A 16,503-nucleotide genomic window follows, 5' to 3' on the forward strand; every position below is an offset into this window, starting at 1 on the left:
TGTACTGTTTTTCAATCCCTTTATAAACGGAAAAATTTGATTATACAGAATGTTGATTCATCTTGTGTATTATATCCTTTCAAAAAAAATCTTATGAAGCAAAGTGTTTTGCCAGGGATACTCGTGCTGGCCATGTTTTTTAGTATGAGTAATGGTATGGCTCAATCAAAACCAACCAAGGCGAAAGCCGTGCTCAATCACACTGCAATCTATGTAAAGGATGTAAAGACAAGCGCATCATTCTATCACAACATTGTTGGTCTTGATACAATTCCGGAGCCGTTTCACGATGGCATGCATGCGTGGTTCAGAATTGCTCCCGGAGTAGCGATGCATATTATACAAGGTGCTACTGAGAAAAAGGAGTACTACAAGAATCAGCATACTTGTTTTAGTGTAGCATCGGTGGATGCCTTTGCTGCGATGTTAAAGAAAAATAATATTCCCTGGGAAGATCGCGATGGTGCCAAGCTTGCCATTACCACGCGCGTTGATGGTGTAAAGCAACTCTGGTTGCAGGATCCGGATGGTTACTGGATCGAGATCAACGATGCGAAGGATTGATACACTGTAATTCTGTAACTATATATTCTGTTCTTGTTGTAATTATTCTTTGTTTGGTAAAGTGAACGCCTTTCTGTTATTTGTCAGTCAGGAATTTTAGTTCCTTGATTATTACTGCGTGCACGATCAGCGAAAATATAGCATCCCGGTATATCACCTGGCAATATTGGTATTGCTCTGGCTTGGCATTCATATACTGCTCGTTCATCAATATGGTTTGCGTAATCTGCATGATGCCGCCAGCTATGTAAGGCGTGCGGATTACCTGCTGATTCATGGAAGTATGGAGGATTCACAGGATATTTTTTACGCAGTGCCGGTTGGTCTCATTGCACTTTTCCGATGGCTCTTTCCCGGGCAACTGGTTCCCTTTCTTTTTTTCCAAAGTATAGTTTCAGTACTTGCTGCGATAGCTCTATACCGGGCAGGTTCGAAACTATTTAACAACACATTGGCGGGACTGGCCACCGGAGTAATCTTTTTGTCAGGGTGGGATACGATACAGTGGAACACAACCACCATGACGGAGTCGCTCGCGTGCAGTGTTATTTGTTTTATACTTTATAGGTTAACATGCTTCCGTGGTTCTGCGAAAGATTATGCGTGGATCATCACGTTGCTCATCATCAATTTTTTTACACGGCCTACGGGTGTCGTGATCATTGTCGGCACACTCGCGTTTTTGTTGCACTACTACCGGCATGATATACGCAGAAACTATAGAGTGATGATGATCGGTATACCATGTCTGCTGATACTCGCATACTGGTCGGCCGACCAGATGTTTACGCGATGGGATTTTACAGACCAATATCGCAGAGGCAACATCGTTACCTATATGGATGTGATTGAAGGTGGCACACTATATCGCAGTGAAATGCGACTCGATACAGCCGGTATAGTTCTCACCGGGCAGGAACCATCGGTATGGAAGATTGTAGCATTTGTCATCAACAATCCGGCACACTTTGTAAAAGCTGCTTGTCTCAAAGTATATTATTTAATGACGGGTATACGTCCGTATTATTCAACACTTCACAATGTTTACATACTGATCTGGCTGGCGCTTATGTATACCTTGTACTACATCGGGTGGCGCAACACGCCAAAGAGTTCTGTTCGCTTTTTTACAATGGCTGTTGTAATTCTGAATTGCTGTCTCATCGGAATTTCTACAGTGGATTGGGACAATCGCTTTTACATTCCCATGCAGCCGGGCATTGTGTTGCTTGCAGGCGGTGGCGTTGCCTATGGCATAGGTCGTTTCAAGACATTCCATGTTTCTGGAAATTCGCAATGAGATGTGGTAATCCAAAACGGAGTGATCTTTGTAAACTTATTACGCGATCATCCGTATATTCAATCCGTAATCGGTCGTTCTCTTGTTTTGTGAGGAGAACGATTAAAAAAAGTAACTCTATAACCCTAATAATCATGAACAGGAAAAAGGTATTTGGTTTTGTCTTGGCGATCCTTCTGATCGGATCGAGTGCAATGGCGCAACAGTATGTAACGCAGGTTAAGTCGAGCAACAAAAAGTGGGGCTACATTAACTCGAAAGGTGAGGTAATCATCCAGCCTCAATTTGAAAAGTGCTATGAATTTTCTGCCGATGGTTACGCTCCCATATACGATACCAAAAACAGACAATATTATTTTATCAATCCGAAAGGAGAGAAGCTGCAAACAGAAGTTAGCGGTTTTAAACTGATCGATGGTTTCGGAATTGATCTGAAAGGATTTGAGGATGGACTTGTACCGGTGAAGGTTGGCGAGAAATGGGGCTATATGAACACGAGCGGCAAGCTTGCTATACTCGCTATGTATGATGAGCCCACGGCATTCAGCAGTGGTCACGCTTCTGTAAAAAAAGGTTCAACCTATGTTGTGCTGAATACAAAAGGAGAAGAAACTCCGGTGGCCGGTGATGTGGTTGATATCAAGGCGTTTTCAGAAAACCTTGCACCCTTCCGCGCAGCCGACAAGAAGTTTGGATTTATAGGTACAAACGGAAAGGTAGCAATACCGGCACAGTTTGAAAGTGTAGGTTATTTCAAGAATGGACTTGCCTGGGCAAAGACGCTGGATAAAAAAGTAGGCTATATCAACCCGGCAGGTGAGTGGATTATCAAACCACAATTTGATGTAGCAAAAGAGTTTGATGCCAAGAGCGGTTTGGCTCGCATCAAGCAGGGCGATCAGTGGGGGTATGTTTCAAAGACTGGCAGTGTACTGTATGTAAAAGATACTGATCTCTATGGTGATTTCTCCAACGGTCTTGCACAAGGACGCAAGAACGCCAAGATCGGTTTCTTCAACAGCAAAGGTGAGTGGGCAATCGAACCTCAGTTTGAAGGATCGCGCGATTTTAAAAACGGCTATGCGGCAGCGAAGAAAAATGATAAATGGGGTATGATCAACACCGAAGGCAAGTGGGTGATCGAACCAACCTTCGAAGCCATTAAAGACATGGAACTGATCAAGTAAAGAAGATTTTTCCTTTAAAAAAAGCCATTCAGCTGCTATGCTGAATGGCTTTTTTTATGCAGTCGGTTGTAACAGAAATATAGTGCTTTGTCTCGGTAGTGCATCGGCTTAAAGATATGCATACCGCTTTGGGTAGGAGTATATATTGAAGATTTATTCGCTATAGTATATCTCTGTGACGCGTTGCGCAAAAGTTGATGACAACTTTGCGAAGCTGTTGCATGCGGGAGATTCTTCGCGTGAATCCGAGTGTTTATCGCTAAGCTCGCCCTCGCCTTCAAGATTCCGATTACCCGTGTCGTTAAGGAGGTATAACAGCCAGATCGTGTTTAACGATCCACTAAAACCATAACCTTATAAATGTTAACGACATGAGATTGATTGAAAAAACGATGCGAACGCGAATCGCAGTCCTGATGAGTGTCGCAGCTGTACTGATGTGCCTGTGCATAGTATCAGCCTGCAACGATGATGATGACGATAGTGCGGGCACAGTATCGCCTGCCATTACGAGCTTTACACCAACCAGTGGAGTAGTGGGTACAACGGTAATTATTACCGGAACAAATTTTAGCACAACGGCTTCTGCCAACACCGTTACGTTTAACGGTATAGCAGCAACGGTTACAGCAGCAACAGCTACGCAGCTTACCGTTACTGTACCCACCGGTGCCACTACCGGTAAAATTGTAGTAACAGTAAATAGTGTGAGCGCTACATCTGCCAGCGACTTTACGGTTACAACAGCATCTACCAGCGCACCGACTATTGCAAGCTTTACACCAACCAGCGGAACGGAGAGTACTACCGTAACCATTACCGGTACAAATTTCAGTACTACATTAGCCAATAACACAGTTGCCTTTAATGGTACAGCTGCTACAGTAACCGCTGCAACGGCAACACAACTTACGGTAACTGTACCTACCGGAGCTACTACCGGTAAAATTACAGTGTCGGTAAATACGAGCAGTACAACAGCAACATCAACCGATGATTTTACAGTAACAACTGCAACCACTGCCGATTGCAGTTCTGCTACAACACAAATTGAAAAGATTGTGTGCCTGGCAGAAGCTTTCAAGGCAACACTTACTTCTTCGCAGATCGCTACGTTACAGATCAGCTTTACAAAAGAGTACGCTATACGCTGGTCTAATTTACCGTGTGGTGTAAGTTGCAGAAATGGTTTAGCATTCAGCACGCTTACAGCAACACAATTAGCAGCTGCTAAAGCCGTGATCGCGGCTGCAGCCGGAACTACGACAGATGAAGGCTATAGCGAGTTCTCGCAGATCAATGCGGCCGATGATGTACTGGGTACCAAGAGTGGTAACTCCAACAGCTATTCATCCGGAAACTATATCATTGCATTTCTCGGAGCCCCCAGCACAACCGGTACATGGATGTTGCAGTTTGGCGGACATCACTATGCACAGAATATTACCTATAGCGGGGGCCAGGTAATTGGTGCTTCACCTTCACATCAAGGTATAGAACCGAAGTCGTGGACATCGAACAGCACGACATACGCTCCGCTGAAATCGGAACAGGCGGCTATGGCAGCGATGCTGGCCGGATTGACAACAACACAATTATCAAGTGCTAAATTATCATCTACATTTAGCGATGTAGTATTAGGTCCTGGCTCCGATGGAAAATTCCCGTCAACCAAAGTTGGTCTTGCCGTAAGTACATTAACTACAGATCAGAAAGCACTGGTCCTGGCTGCTATGAAACCGTGGTTGCAAGATGTAGACGATGCCACCGGTACATCTTTGCTGGCTACTTACGAAAGTGAGCTCGACCAGACCTATATAGCCTACTCCGGTAACGCTACATTGGCAAACCATGCTGACTACGTGCGTATTGACGGACCGAGTGTATGGATTGAATTTGTATGCCAGAATGGTGTAGTATATACCGAGATACATTATCACGCTATATACCGCGATCATACCCGTGACTACGGAAACAGTTTCACGTTCTGATCATGAAATGCTTTATATCCTTCCGTTGCGTGAACATGGTCACGCAACGGTTTGGCTACCTGCTGATGCTTGTCCTGGTCATTGTATCCGGCCAGGCATTTGCTCATCCGATGCCCAACTCGATGGTGCTGCTCAACCTGCAACCCGATGGTGTGGCGGCCGAACTACAGTTACCGCTCAGTGAGCTTCAGCTTGCCTTCGGAAAAGATGTTAATCACGATGCCTCAACCCTGGTGGAGCGACTAGGTACAGAACTCAGCACCTATATTCTGGCACACGTGCGAGCAGTGAGTGACGACAATCGCGCATGGTCTGTTACCATACGCGGTATGAAAGTTACTCCGGTAGAAGAGAGTGCGAGTGGCCCGTACCAGGAACTTTCGGTAAACCTGTGGCTTCAGCCCCCGGCAGGTGTGAGCAGCAGAGTCTTTACGTTAAACTATGATGTTATCATTCATCAGTTGGTAACACATATAGCCTTAGTATCCATCCGGCAGGATTGGGAGGGAGGTATATTTACCGAACAACTTCCGGTAGAAGCGGGTGTTATACGACTAGATGTTCGCAGCAATACTATTCCGCCATTAAAGATCGCTCAGACCCATGGCAGTTACTGGACCGGATTCACCAGTATGGTAAAGCTGGGTATACATCATATAGCAGAAGGCACTGATCATTTACTTTTTGTATTGGTACTTTTGTTATCCGCTCCGTTGCTGGCACAGCGTGGTAAATGGAATGCATTGGGTGGTACGCGATATACATTGATGCGATTGTTTCATGTTGTTACTGCATTTACCATAGGCCACTCGGTTACACTACTGGCCGGTGCGTTGGGATGGCTGCGTTTACCTTCCCAACCTGTGGAGATATTGATCGCGTTTTCAATTTTAGTGTCAGCGATTCACGCGTGGCGACCTATCTTCCCCGGACGTGAGGCCTATATAGCAGCAGGCTTCGGCTTGATTCATGGCCTTGCCTTTGCCGGCACACTTGAAAATCTGGAGTTAACCACAACGCCCATGATGTTAAGTATACTGGGCTTTAACATGGGTATAGAATTCATGCAACTGTTTGTAATAGCTGTTACTATACCGTGGCTGATCCTGTTAAGCAAAACTATATTTTACAAAGGTATACGCATGGCGGGAGCAGTACTGGCAGCCATAGCCGCACTGGGTTGGATGACAGAACGTTTCCTGCAGCAAAGCAATTTACTTACGCAGACCATTGAACAAATGGCAACCTATAACGCCTGGATTATTGTAGCACTCGCATGCGTTTCGATCGCATGCTATTGGTTTGACAAACAGAAAGGGAATATATCTGTACAGAAATAGCGAACCATGAAACACATCGGTATGGCATCTGACCTAAAACAGAATAGCGCTGCTAAATCTTAGATTCAGCAGCGCTATTCATCATAGAACTTAATACGTTATCCGTAATTAGTCTTTAGCAAATTCAGTGTTGGCAGTGATCGTAACTTCATCGCTTACTACTGCAGAAGGAGTACCAGCACCTACACCAAAGTCAGAACGCTTGATAGTACCGGTAACTTTGAAAGCACCGATCGTTTTCTTCGTGTAAGGGTGTACAGCTGTACCGGTGAAAGTAGCTTCCAGTGTTACAGGCTTCGTTACACCGTGCAATGTCAGGTTACCAACAAGTGTATAGGTGTTCTTACCTTTTTTCTTGAACGATGTGCTCTTGAAAGTAATGGTAGGGAATTTTTCAGCATCGAAGAAGTCAGCACCTTTCAGGTGACCGTCACGTTGTTCGTTGTCAGTGTTGATACTGTTTACTTCAGCAGTCAGTTCGATAACGGCATCAGAGAAATCTTCTTTTGAAGAAGTGATCTTTGCATCGAATGATTTGAAAGAACCTTCTACAGTAGAGATCATCAAGTGCGTTACACCGAAACCAAGTTTAGAATGTGCTTTGTCTAATGACCATGACTGCGCAAATGCTGATACTGCAAAAGCAAAAGCGATGAAGGATAATGTAAGCTTTTTCATTTTGATAATTTAATTTTTAGTGAAATTGTGTTTTTTGTTTGTATTGTTAATAAGTGTGCAAGTTAATTGGAATATACAGTCTTCTAATATTCTTTCAAAGGTGTTGACTTTTACCGAGGTTTAGTCGTTGCAACGGTTCATCATCACTTCATAGTGTGCGTGACATGCAAATTCTTTGCCGATACTATAAATCATCTAACTGTTGTTTTGGTTCCATGCTGTCCCTATTTGGGGGAGTTGCAATCCATAAGGTATTTAGTTACTTTTGGATACTCAAAGGTAAATGTATACTGAATTGCCGTGCAAGAACGTACCTCGCAGTCACTTACTTACTAAAAGGAAACTATAGTTGAAAATCAATGTGTTAGACATGAAAAAAAAGTTGGAAGATTATGATCTGCACGCCAGTTGCCCGATTCGGAACGTACTGGATCGCTTTGGCGACAAATGGTCTATTCTGGTAATCCTGTTGCTTGGTGAACATAAAACGGCCATGCGTTTCAATGAAGTAGCACAAACGATAGGCGATATATCGCAGAAGATGCTGACGGTTACGCTTCGCACACTCGAAGCCGATGGAATGGTGGTACGAAAGCACTATCCTGAAATTCCGCCACGCGTGGAGTACGAACTCACCGAGCTTGGCAAAAGTCTTTTACCGTACATCAATGGCCTGGCACAGTGGGCTGTCAAGAACTACGATACCATCACCAAGTCGCGTAAGAAGTTTGCTGCCCGCAAGCAACTTGTATCCTGATTACAACATCCCAACTAACTCCGCGATAAAGCTTCGCGTTGTCAGCATCTGTTAGAAGCAATCGGAAGCACGGCCGAAGAGTATATTTCGAAAACGATCGCGAAGAAAATCAATGCTTATTTTTTAAAGTCATTTGAAAAAAAATGCATCTTTTATCTCGTTGATATATGTAGCAACGCATTTGAAGTTGAATCACGTTGTTAAAAATCTAGTGCATTTGTAGTATATCATGAACTGTACTGACATGCAGTAGGTTGCGTATAGCCGTAAAAACTACACGGTCCACGGTCTTCACATGCTATACCTGTAATGGCTATATAGCAGCCGTCATGTAAACGTTCTCAGCAGGTCGCAACGGAGTCACTTACCCACCAACAGGTTATTAGATTACTTTTTATAGGTGTATATTTGCAGCCTGGTCTATACGCTTTAAGCATGATGAGTAAAGGCAAAGAGCTTCAATACTCTGTCAATCGTTCATTCGAAAAAATTAAGTTGCTTCTTTCCCGGGACATTCAGATCTCCGGAACAACAGATATACTCTGGTCTGTTGCACAGCTTACTACTGCGTGTTATAAAACAAAAGACCATTGCCATGACAATACATTGTCCGATGTGTCCGATCGTGAACTTATCAAAGTAAATATCAGCATTAGCTACTATAGCACCATTGAACAGAAACTCGGATGAACATTTCCTTCTTTGTCAGACGAGACTTTCAAACGATCGGAGCCTATGAGCACGTCATAGCAATAAAAGATCACCTCATAGAGCATACTGCATTGGTGGTGCAAGACGATGAGCATCATTACCTCGGCATACTTACACCACTCGATGTTTTGCAGCGTCCGCGTAATCTTGTAATAGACTGTCTTGCCGAGAAGCCATCCATAACCATGCCTTGTAGTGTAGACGAAGCGTTGCAGATCATGCAGGCAGAACAGGAAGAAGTATTATCAGTATACCAGGGCGAGCAGTTCGAAGGGCTTGTGTTCAGGAACGATCTTCTTGAATTTGTGCGTACCAAGCGCAGGGAACTGGAGCAGGAGGTAACGGAGTATATAGGAGAAATTAAATCCATGCATGTGCAACTCGAACAATCGCGCCAGGTACTGCAGGCTATATTTGACAGTACACAATCCTATATCTTTCTCGTAGATCCACAGTTCAGAATTATCTTCTTTAACAAGAAAGCGCAGGAGGGAAGCCAGAGTATGCACGGACGTGAACTGAAACTTGGTGATAGTATATTAGCCTATACAGAATCGGGCAACGATGAAATGGCCTTGCTTACCTTTCATGAAAACTATAACAAAGCTGTTGGTACGAAGCAGACCGTTGTTAGCGAGCGCGAGATATACTACCCCAGCATGATGTCATCGTGGATACGATCTGAATATACCCCCGTATATGACAACGGTGTATTGATAGGTGTAGCGCTTCGTATTGTCGATATAACCGAACGCAAGCGCCACGAAATACAAATTGAAATGCAGACAGAAATATTGCAGCAGATTTCGTGGATGCAATCGCACCAGACCCGCCAACCTGTTGCTACTATATTAGGACTCCTCAATATCCTGGAAAAGTCATCACTCTCAGACGATAACCGGAAGATCGTAGCCATGTTGGAAGACACCGCATTGAAGCTGGATGATGTTATTCGCGACACCGTGATTCGCGCAAACTCTATCTAAAACATTCACGCATATTTCCATTTGAATCCTTTGGTGTGATGGTGAATGCCGCGCGCCACCAGTATAATTTCTTTCTCACCACAACCGGTTTTTCGCGAGGCTTCACTGATGCTTTCGTAACGCGCCAGCAGTTTGCCTTTTCGGGTATATTGTTTTACAGGCTTGCGCCTGCTATGGCCTCCGTAATTTGTCCACTTCGAGCGATCAGCAATTTTTAAATACGAGTCAACACGATCGCGCTTGAATACCCTCAGACTCTTTTCACTTTTTGTTACCAGCTTGAGATTCTTTACAGAGTTGTTATAGCCATCGCCATCTTTGTTGATCACATACAGGCCATCCTTTTCGTAATCTATATCTTCAATAAACGCGCTATAGATAACTCTGCGTGTGTTAAAATAATATTGGTGCCCTTCGCGGGATAATGATACGCGAAGATCAATCATTGGTTCGCCTGTTTTTATATTTCGGTTCTGCGCTACAGACTGACTCAGAATTCTGCCGGCAACAAATTGTTCTTTTAATCGTGGATGGGGTATAGTTCTATCAAGCGATTTAACCCGTCCCATGTTCGAAGCTTTATAAAGACCTTCAAATCCGGGTATATCGCGCCATCGTTCACCTTTTATACTCTTGAGTTCTTTGTTCAGATAGGGGTATTTCACTCGCTTCATATCTGTAATGTTAGTAACAATCTTATCAGGGAACAACCATTACGGAAGTATACCTCTGTAATCTTACGGAGGCTGCCATGTGTAATCTTTTTAGAGGCTTCATTCTTAAAGGATTGTAATTTTGAAACCGGAAACGACTTGCTATGTGGCGCTGCTAAATGTATACTTAGTAACCCTTCGTTTTGTTCGTTAGCAGAGTCAGCGATTGTATAGAACTTCTTTATTACAAAGGTATAAGATCAACGATAAGCAGGAGAGTGAATTACCCCATGAACAAAAACGCATCTGTTTTCAGATATTGCCGCTATATCATCATGCCGCTGGTGTATGTTTTGGTTGCAGGCTGCGAATTACAGGAAACAAATTTTATCAAGCCGGTCCCCATAGCACTCGAAGCAATGGACGTACAGTCTACAAGTTTTAGCGCAACCTGGAAACCTGTACTCGGCAGTTCGGTCTATGTCGTAGACGTTGCCACCGACCCGCAGTTTTCCAGTATTGTACCCAACTATCAATCGCATGAAACAACAGGTGTTACGTTGCAGGTAACAGGCCTTGTGGCAGAAGTAACCTACTACTACCGGGTTCGTGCGAAACGAGACAATACCTTTTCCGATAACTCCAATACTATACAGGTAACAACCGCAGCATTAACATCACCAGTTGCGTTGCCCGCTACAGGTGTCAAGGTATTTCAATTCACGGCAAACTGGGCAGCTGTTGAAGATGCTGCAAGTTATCTCCTCGAAGTAGCAGCTGATCCTGAGTTCAATACTATACTTCCGGACTACAACAGTGTAGAAGTAGTAGGCACTTCTCTTGATGTGGAAGGTCTTGACTATCGCGATACACATTACTACCGCGTGAAGGCAAAACGCCTGGAGAAAACTTCCGGTTATTCCAATGTAATCGAAGTGAAGCCATGCATTATGCCATCGTGTAAGGTTTCAAAACTTATTTTCTCCAGCGACTTCTGGGATGAATTTGAATACGATGGCAACACGCTGACTACTATCAAAACCAACTATTATGGCGATGAAACTACATGGAAGGTCGCATACCGCGCTGATGGTAAAGTTGATTCGGTAAATGCATGGTACGATGGCGCTGTATATCAGAAAAATGTATATGAATACAATTCAACGGGGCAGTGGACATCGTTGTACACATATGACGGCTCTGATGAACTGGCATGGGTGAGAGACTATCTCTATAATGATTTGGGGCAGCTGATCGGTTTAAGAGTTCATCGTGACCTTGAGCGTACCAGCCTGATGTTGCATCAGGACTACACGATCGATCAATATGGTAATGTGCTAACAGTTACCAATGAGAATGGCGATCAAACCGGTGAGTTCCGGTACGAATATACATTTAACCCCAAAATGTTAATTGCCGAAACCTTACGCCCTTTTATCGCGGATGCCTTTTCCGGTTTTGATCTGAGGCCCTACAACAGAATTAATAACGCAATTTACGCGCATGGAAATTTCACCGGCGAATATGAAGAAGAGGAAGTTTTTGTATACGAACGAAACAGTTGCGATGTAGCTGTGGCACGGAAAGGCTACTATAAAGTTACTTACGAATTTACAGGATGTGATTTCTAAACAGAAAGTATATATGCATAATACCTATTTACTAATCGGCTTTCTGTTCATTTCCAGTGTAGCGTCTGCTCAGACTGCGGATGATAAGGATGCTTCCGGTTCGCTCTATAAATTCTCGGTTGATCAGGATATACTCAACCTGAAATACGAAGGCGATGCCACCGTAAAGATACAGGGCGCTTCGGGTAAAGAAGAGGATGTCAATAAAACACCTTATTCAGCTACTGTATTAACGCGTGAAGAAATTGAAAATGCCGGAGCATTAACCATTCCGGAAGCGTTGCGCCTGGCCCCGGGGTTGTTTGTACAGCAAAGCGTTAACGGGCTGTACGAAGTATATATGTACGGTACCGAAGCCGACCCGCAAGGAAGTAATCTGAACGATGTCCGCAGCAAAATGGTATTGGTTATGATCGACAACATGCCGATGAATAATTACTTTGATGGCGGTATATTATGGGAAACATTGCCGGTAAACCTCGGTGATGTAGAGCGTATTGAAATTGTGCGCAGTCCTTCCAATATACTTTTTGGCCGCGATGCTGCTGCCGGTGTTATCAATATAATAACCAAAGCGCAGGAAGGAAATAAGATCAGTGTACAAGGTACATCACAATATAGCTTTGCCCCAGGCGCGAAGGCAGCCATCAGCCAGGCATCAATAGGTTTTGGTGTACGTGATAAACTTTTGGTAAGAATATCCGGGAACTATAATAACACCAGACGTTTTGAAGATCCGTATTATGTGTTCAGTCAAGGACGCTATATTCCAGGCGATTCACTTTTGTTCTATCAGTCATCAGCTGCACAAACCAACCTGTACGGAAGCCTTGCACGACAAGACTACGGGATGAACGCATCCATGCGCTATGTACCCAATGAACATGCAGAAGTAAACCTTTCACTCTCGCATCAAAACTCGGAGGCACAAACTATATATGGTGGCTTTGAAGAACTGGCACTAACGCGTAGGGCATCGACACTAAACTTTGCCAATCTGAATGCACGCGTATATAATCTGAATGTACAAGCATCGTATGTTTTGGGCGATCAGAATATGGCTGTAGGTTATCCTGGTTATAAATTTGATGTCACCAGAGTAAACGCACGTATATACTATACCTTCCATCTGAAAGGCGTTCACATTATGCCGGGGGCAAGCTACCAGCAAGGCGCGTTTGATGATGGTGCCTATAAATCTACCGATAGCCAGTATCCGGCTATTATCAATGGCAACCGGAATATTGCTAACTATGGTTTCTTCCTGAAAGGCGGAGCAAACCTGTTGGAAGAGAAGTTGACATTGGACGGAGGTATCCGCAAAGATTTTTTCAACGTCAATGATCAGTCGATCATGAGTTACCAGGCTGCGGTTGCCTATACACCCCTTGATCGCGTACTGTTGCGGGCTGCTTTTTCGCAGGGATATGTGAGCAACCCGGTACGTGATGTGTTTGATGAAAGTACCTATATCACGCAGACGGGGTTAACCGTACGCAACGCAGCGAACCCATCACTCAACATAACAACAGCTCAAAATATAGAGGCGGGTACCCGCATACAGGCTACGGACAAAATTCTGGTAAGCGCAGATTATTTCAGAATCACCGATAAAAATATAGTGCGCCAGGAGTCATCAATGGATGCGGATGGTGCCATGATACTGAAACGTGTTAATACCACAACTCCTTTGAAGCGACAGGGTATTACAGCGTCAGTCACCGCGAGTCTTTCCGGGAAGCTTAAACTACGTGCCTTCGGTACGCTTCAGCATACCAGCAATGCATACGATACTGCCGGCAGTAACAAATTATATACACCACAATACATACTAGGCGCTACCGGTACGTTCAGAACCCTGGTTGAAAAGCTTACTGTTTCAGCGAGTGTGTACGCGTATGGAAACCACGATATGTATACCTCTACACGAGGAGGAGAGTCGTTACGGGCACGTGTTATTCCCAATGTAAAAGTGTCTTATAAATTCTGGCAGGAGAATTTGGTCTTCGTCAATGCCCGCAATTTTCTGAACAGCAGTGATAAGGAATACATTTTCGCAGATAATGTACAGGCGCTATACCTGGTAGGTGTTAATCTTAATTTTTAACGGCAGATGAGTAAAGTTAAACGATTCATTTTAGTTTGTCTTGTGCTGAGCGTTGTTGCCAACGGCTATGCACAGGAGCATCAGCCGGTTGATACCATTAAAGCCAATGAATTTATAGCACGGGCGGCAACGTTATTAAAGTCTAACGAAACAGACAAATCCATACAGTCTGCCCGCGAAGGATTAACCGTATCAAAAAAGAATTTCTACCTGGCAGGGGAGGCGCGCAGTAATCAATTACTGGGTGAAGCGTATGCAAAAAAGAAAGACTATAGCGAGTCACTGAAAGCATACCTGTCGGCACTGAAGGCCTTTGAGTTACTGAAGCAGGATAATCGAATGATTAACACGTATACCGCCATTGGTATACTATACCAGCAGCAGCAAGCCTATACACAAGCTATAAAATACTTTGAACAGGCACTGAAGAAGTCTGATGACCGTAATTCGAAAATGAATGAGTTGCTGCTGGAAGATATAGCGCATTCCTATATTCAGCTTGAAAACTATCAGCAGGCCATCCAGTATAAAACCAGATTACTCAATATATACCTCGAACAGAAGAATACCGACAAGGTGATAGAGACCTACAAAGAACTCTCGTCACTTTGTGAGGTGACCCGCCAATACCGTCTGGCACAGCGATACAACACGGAGCTTGCATCGATTTACGGAAAGAGAAATGACCTCGGTGGACTTTCATCAGCCCATAACAACCTTGGTTTTATCAGTAAACGAAACGATGATCTTAAAACTTCATCAGAGTATTTTACAAAAGTAGTTGAGCTGGTAAACGAGCAACCTAAAAATTTAAGTGAGAGCGACAAAGCTATACTCTATACCAACGTTGGTGTAGCATACACGAACTTGAAGCAGTATACCCGGGCTAAAGAGAGTTATACCATCGCGCTGAAAATACGCGAACACCAAAAGAATGAGACTGAAATTGCCAATGTCGACAATTACATTGCGTCTAATTACTATGTAAGTGGCAATACATCGCGCGCGCTCAAGGCTGTGAATGAAGCTATAAAACTCGGTGAAGCAAACCATGCAGAAGAAGTGCTGGTTACAAGCTATAAAATTCTAAGTCTTATACACGATAAAGACAACAACCCGGCCAAGGCTCAGGTATATCTTGAAAAGCATAAAGCACTGAAGGATAAACTTTCCAAAGAAGCGAAAGAACGCAAGGAGAAGATGCTGCAACGCCAGTTGCTCATTGAGAAGAACGAAGAAGAGATCCGCACACTGCTGGCCGACCAGGAACGTGAAGCACTGGAATCGGAGCGCAAGGAAAACCAACTGAAGTTACAGGAAAACGAGATCAAACTGAAAGCCAAAGAGCTCGCCATTCTCAAACGCGATCAGGAGCTAAAGGCAATTGAATATAAAAATCAGCAACTCGAAAAAGAGCGTACGGAACAAGCATTGACACTGGCGCAGCAACAACTCGAAGCAGAGAAACGCAATCGCGAACTCGACATGCTTGCAAAAGCAAAGGAGCTGCAGGAACAGAAGCTGAAACAGAAAATGCTCGAGGAGGAAAAGCAGAAGAAAACGATCCAGCTTCTTGAGTCAGATAAAAAATTAAAAGACGAGCAGCTTAAAAACAGTTACTGGATATCCGGACTCTTTGTATTGGTGATCGGTATTATTGCAGTTAGTCTTATTCAAAAACGAAAGGCAAACCGCCTGTTGCAACAACAGCAAACCGAGATAAAAGAAAAGAACGAAGCTTTGCTTCAGAATATGGAAGAGCTTCGTGCGGCACAGGATATACTTAGTGAACAGAACGATCAGCTCGAAATACAGCACCAGAAAATCACGCACAGCATTCGCTATGCCGAGCGCATTCAACGCTCCGTGCTTCCGGCTGACAGCATGATGAACAAACTGTTTCCCGAACACTTCATTCTGTATCTGCCGAAAGATATAGTCTCCGGAGATTTTTACTGGGCAGCGCAGAAAGATAAGCGAAGAATACTGGCCATAGTGGATTGTACCGGGCACGGTGTTCCGGGGGCGTTCATGTCGATCGTGGGTAGTAATACACTGAATGAGCTTGTTAATGAAAAGCATGTTACCGAGCCGGCACAAATACTCAATCAACTGCATGAAGGTATACGGCATAAGCTCAGCCAGGTAGAAAGTCAGAATCACGATGGTATGGACATCGGTATATGTTCACTTGATCAACACGAAGATGGTTCATTCCGGTTGATGTTCGCAGCTGCCAAGCAAACACTGTTTGTTATGCGCAAGGGCGAGCTGCTTGAACTGGATGGCGACCGTAAATCGATCGGCGGAGCTAATGCCGGTGACGTACGCGACTTCTCCACAAAAGAACTGGTACTGGAAAAAGGAGATATACTATATTTTACTACAGACGGGTTTATCGATCAGAATAGTCCTGACCGCGTACGCTTCAATAAGAAACGTTTGAAGAGTCTGATCGAAGAAATATATCAGCAACCCATCGAGGTACAGCGCAGCAATTTTGAAAATACATTGGCAAGCCACCAGCAAGGTGCCGAGCAACGTGACGACATAACAGTAATAGGAGTAAAACTTTAATAAAAACAGTTGAATCAAGCA

General features: G+C 44.0%; 13 protein-coding genes. 11 read left to right on the top strand and 2 right to left on the bottom strand.

All coding sequences use genetic code 11. From position 1 onward, the window contains the following. Positions 1–93: 93 nt before the first annotated feature. The 5 genes from ACFQ21_RS29250 to ACFQ21_RS29270 all read left to right on the top strand — a co-directional run bounded on the left by ACFQ21_RS29250 (position 94) and on the right by ACFQ21_RS29270 (position 6,382). A complete protein-coding gene (locus tag ACFQ21_RS29250; protein ID WP_377586160.1) occupies positions 94–564 on the top strand; it encodes a VOC family protein in 471 nt (156 codons plus the stop codon). 118 nt (positions 565–682) lie between these two features. Further along, complete coding sequence (locus ACFQ21_RS29255) at positions 683–1,864, top strand: hypothetical protein (protein ID WP_377586162.1); 1,182 nt, start codon at positions 683–685, stop codon at positions 1,862–1,864. Positions 1,865–1,998: 134 nt separating this feature from the next. After that, complete coding sequence (locus ACFQ21_RS29260; RefSeq protein ID WP_377586164.1) at positions 1,999–3,051, top strand: WG repeat-containing protein; 1,053 nt, start codon at positions 1,999–2,001, stop codon at positions 3,049–3,051. Positions 3,052–3,422: 371 nt separating this feature from the next. Then, positions 3,423–5,042 carry a DUF3500 domain-containing protein gene (locus ACFQ21_RS29265; RefSeq protein WP_377586166.1) on the top strand — a complete coding sequence of 540 codons (1,620 nt, stop codon included), beginning with the start codon at positions 3,423–3,425 and terminating at the stop codon, positions 5,040–5,042. Positions 5,043–5,044: 2 nt separating this feature from the next. After that, positions 5,045–6,382 carry a HupE/UreJ family protein gene (locus tag ACFQ21_RS29270; RefSeq protein WP_377586168.1) on the top strand — a complete coding sequence of 446 codons (1,338 nt, stop codon included), beginning with the start codon at positions 5,045–5,047 and terminating at the stop codon, positions 6,380–6,382. Between the two features lie 108 nt (positions 6,383–6,490). Here ACFQ21_RS29270 and ACFQ21_RS29275 read toward each other — a convergent pair whose 3' ends face one another. Beyond that, complete coding sequence (locus tag ACFQ21_RS29275) at positions 6,491–7,060, bottom strand: YceI family protein (protein WP_377586170.1); 570 nt, start codon at positions 7,058–7,060, stop codon at positions 6,491–6,493. Between the two features lie 370 nt (positions 7,061–7,430). On the opposite strand from ACFQ21_RS29275, the gene ACFQ21_RS29280 reads away from it, so the two are divergent. From ACFQ21_RS29280 to ACFQ21_RS29290, 3 genes are all read left to right on the top strand, one after another. Next, a complete protein-coding gene (locus ACFQ21_RS29280) occupies positions 7,431–7,817 on the top strand; it encodes a winged helix-turn-helix transcriptional regulator (protein WP_377586172.1) in 387 nt (128 codons plus the stop codon). A 435-nt stretch (positions 7,818–8,252) separates the two neighbouring features. Continuing rightward, positions 8,253–8,507: a hypothetical protein gene (locus ACFQ21_RS29285; protein WP_377586174.1), complete on the top strand. Its 255-nt coding sequence runs from the start codon at positions 8,253–8,255 to the stop codon at positions 8,505–8,507. After that, positions 8,504–9,514, top strand: coding sequence for a PAS domain-containing protein (locus ACFQ21_RS29290; protein WP_377586176.1), 1,011 nt, complete (start codon positions 8,504–8,506; stop codon positions 9,512–9,514). Before ACFQ21_RS29285 ends, ACFQ21_RS29290 begins: the two co-directional genes overlap by 4 nt. Before the next feature lie 5 nt (positions 9,515–9,519). On the opposite strand, the gene ACFQ21_RS29295 is transcribed toward ACFQ21_RS29290, so the two are convergent. Further along, entirely contained in the window at positions 9,520–10,188 is a 669-nt protein-coding gene (locus tag ACFQ21_RS29295) for an NUMOD4 domain-containing protein (protein WP_377586178.1), read from the bottom strand. A 269-nt stretch (positions 10,189–10,457) separates the two neighbouring features. Here ACFQ21_RS29295 and ACFQ21_RS29300 point away from each other — a divergent pair, with 269 nt between their 5' ends. The 3 genes from ACFQ21_RS29300 to ACFQ21_RS29310 are packed head-to-tail and all read left to right on the top strand — an operon-like array spanning position 10,458 to position 16,482. Beyond that, the gene (locus ACFQ21_RS29300) at positions 10,458–11,798 is read left to right on the top strand and encodes a fibronectin type III domain-containing protein (RefSeq protein ID WP_377586180.1); all 1,341 of its coding nucleotides are present in this window, start codon (positions 10,458–10,460) and stop codon (positions 11,796–11,798) included. Positions 11,799–11,811: 13 nt separating this feature from the next. Beyond that, entirely contained in the window at positions 11,812–13,905 is a 2,094-nt protein-coding gene (locus ACFQ21_RS29305; protein ID WP_377586182.1) for a TonB-dependent receptor plug domain-containing protein, read from the top strand. 6 nt (positions 13,906–13,911) lie between these two features. Continuing rightward, complete coding sequence (locus ACFQ21_RS29310; protein ID WP_377586184.1) at positions 13,912–16,482, top strand: tetratricopeptide repeat protein; 2,571 nt, start codon at positions 13,912–13,914, stop codon at positions 16,480–16,482. Positions 16,483–16,503: the final 21 nt, after the last annotated feature.

Source organism: Ohtaekwangia kribbensis, from assembly GCF_042676245.1.
Taxonomy (GTDB): Bacteria; Bacteroidota; Bacteroidia; order Cytophagales; family Cyclobacteriaceae; genus Ohtaekwangia; species Ohtaekwangia kribbensis.

Coding starts and splice junctions, on each gene's coding strand:
- ACFQ21_RS29250 (WP_377586160.1), top strand. CDS start 94: ATGAAGCAAAGTGTTTTGCCAGGGATACTCGTGCTGGCCATGTTTTTT.
- ACFQ21_RS29285 (WP_377586174.1), top strand. CDS start 8,253: ATGATGAGTAAAGGCAAAGAGCTTCAATACTCTGTCAATCGTTCATTC.
- ACFQ21_RS29300 (WP_377586180.1), top strand. CDS start 10,458: ATGAACAAAAACGCATCTGTTTTCAGATATTGCCGCTATATCATCATG.
- ACFQ21_RS29275 (WP_377586170.1), bottom strand. CDS start 7,060: ATGAAAAAGCTTACATTATCCTTCATCGCTTTTGCTTTTGCAGTATCA.
- ACFQ21_RS29290 (WP_377586176.1), top strand. CDS start 8,504: ATGAACATTTCCTTCTTTGTCAGACGAGACTTTCAAACGATCGGAGCC.
- ACFQ21_RS29280 (WP_377586172.1), top strand. CDS start 7,431: ATGAAAAAAAAGTTGGAAGATTATGATCTGCACGCCAGTTGCCCGATT.
- ACFQ21_RS29310 (WP_377586184.1), top strand. CDS start 13,912: ATGAGTAAAGTTAAACGATTCATTTTAGTTTGTCTTGTGCTGAGCGTT.
- ACFQ21_RS29265 (WP_377586166.1), top strand. CDS start 3,423: ATGAGATTGATTGAAAAAACGATGCGAACGCGAATCGCAGTCCTGATG.
- ACFQ21_RS29260 (WP_377586164.1), top strand. CDS start 1,999: ATGAACAGGAAAAAGGTATTTGGTTTTGTCTTGGCGATCCTTCTGATC.
- ACFQ21_RS29305 (WP_377586182.1), top strand. CDS start 11,812: ATGCATAATACCTATTTACTAATCGGCTTTCTGTTCATTTCCAGTGTA.
- ACFQ21_RS29295 (WP_377586178.1), bottom strand. CDS start 10,188: ATGAAGCGAGTGAAATACCCCTATCTGAACAAAGAACTCAAGAGTATA.
- ACFQ21_RS29270 (WP_377586168.1), top strand. CDS start 5,045: ATGAAATGCTTTATATCCTTCCGTTGCGTGAACATGGTCACGCAACGG.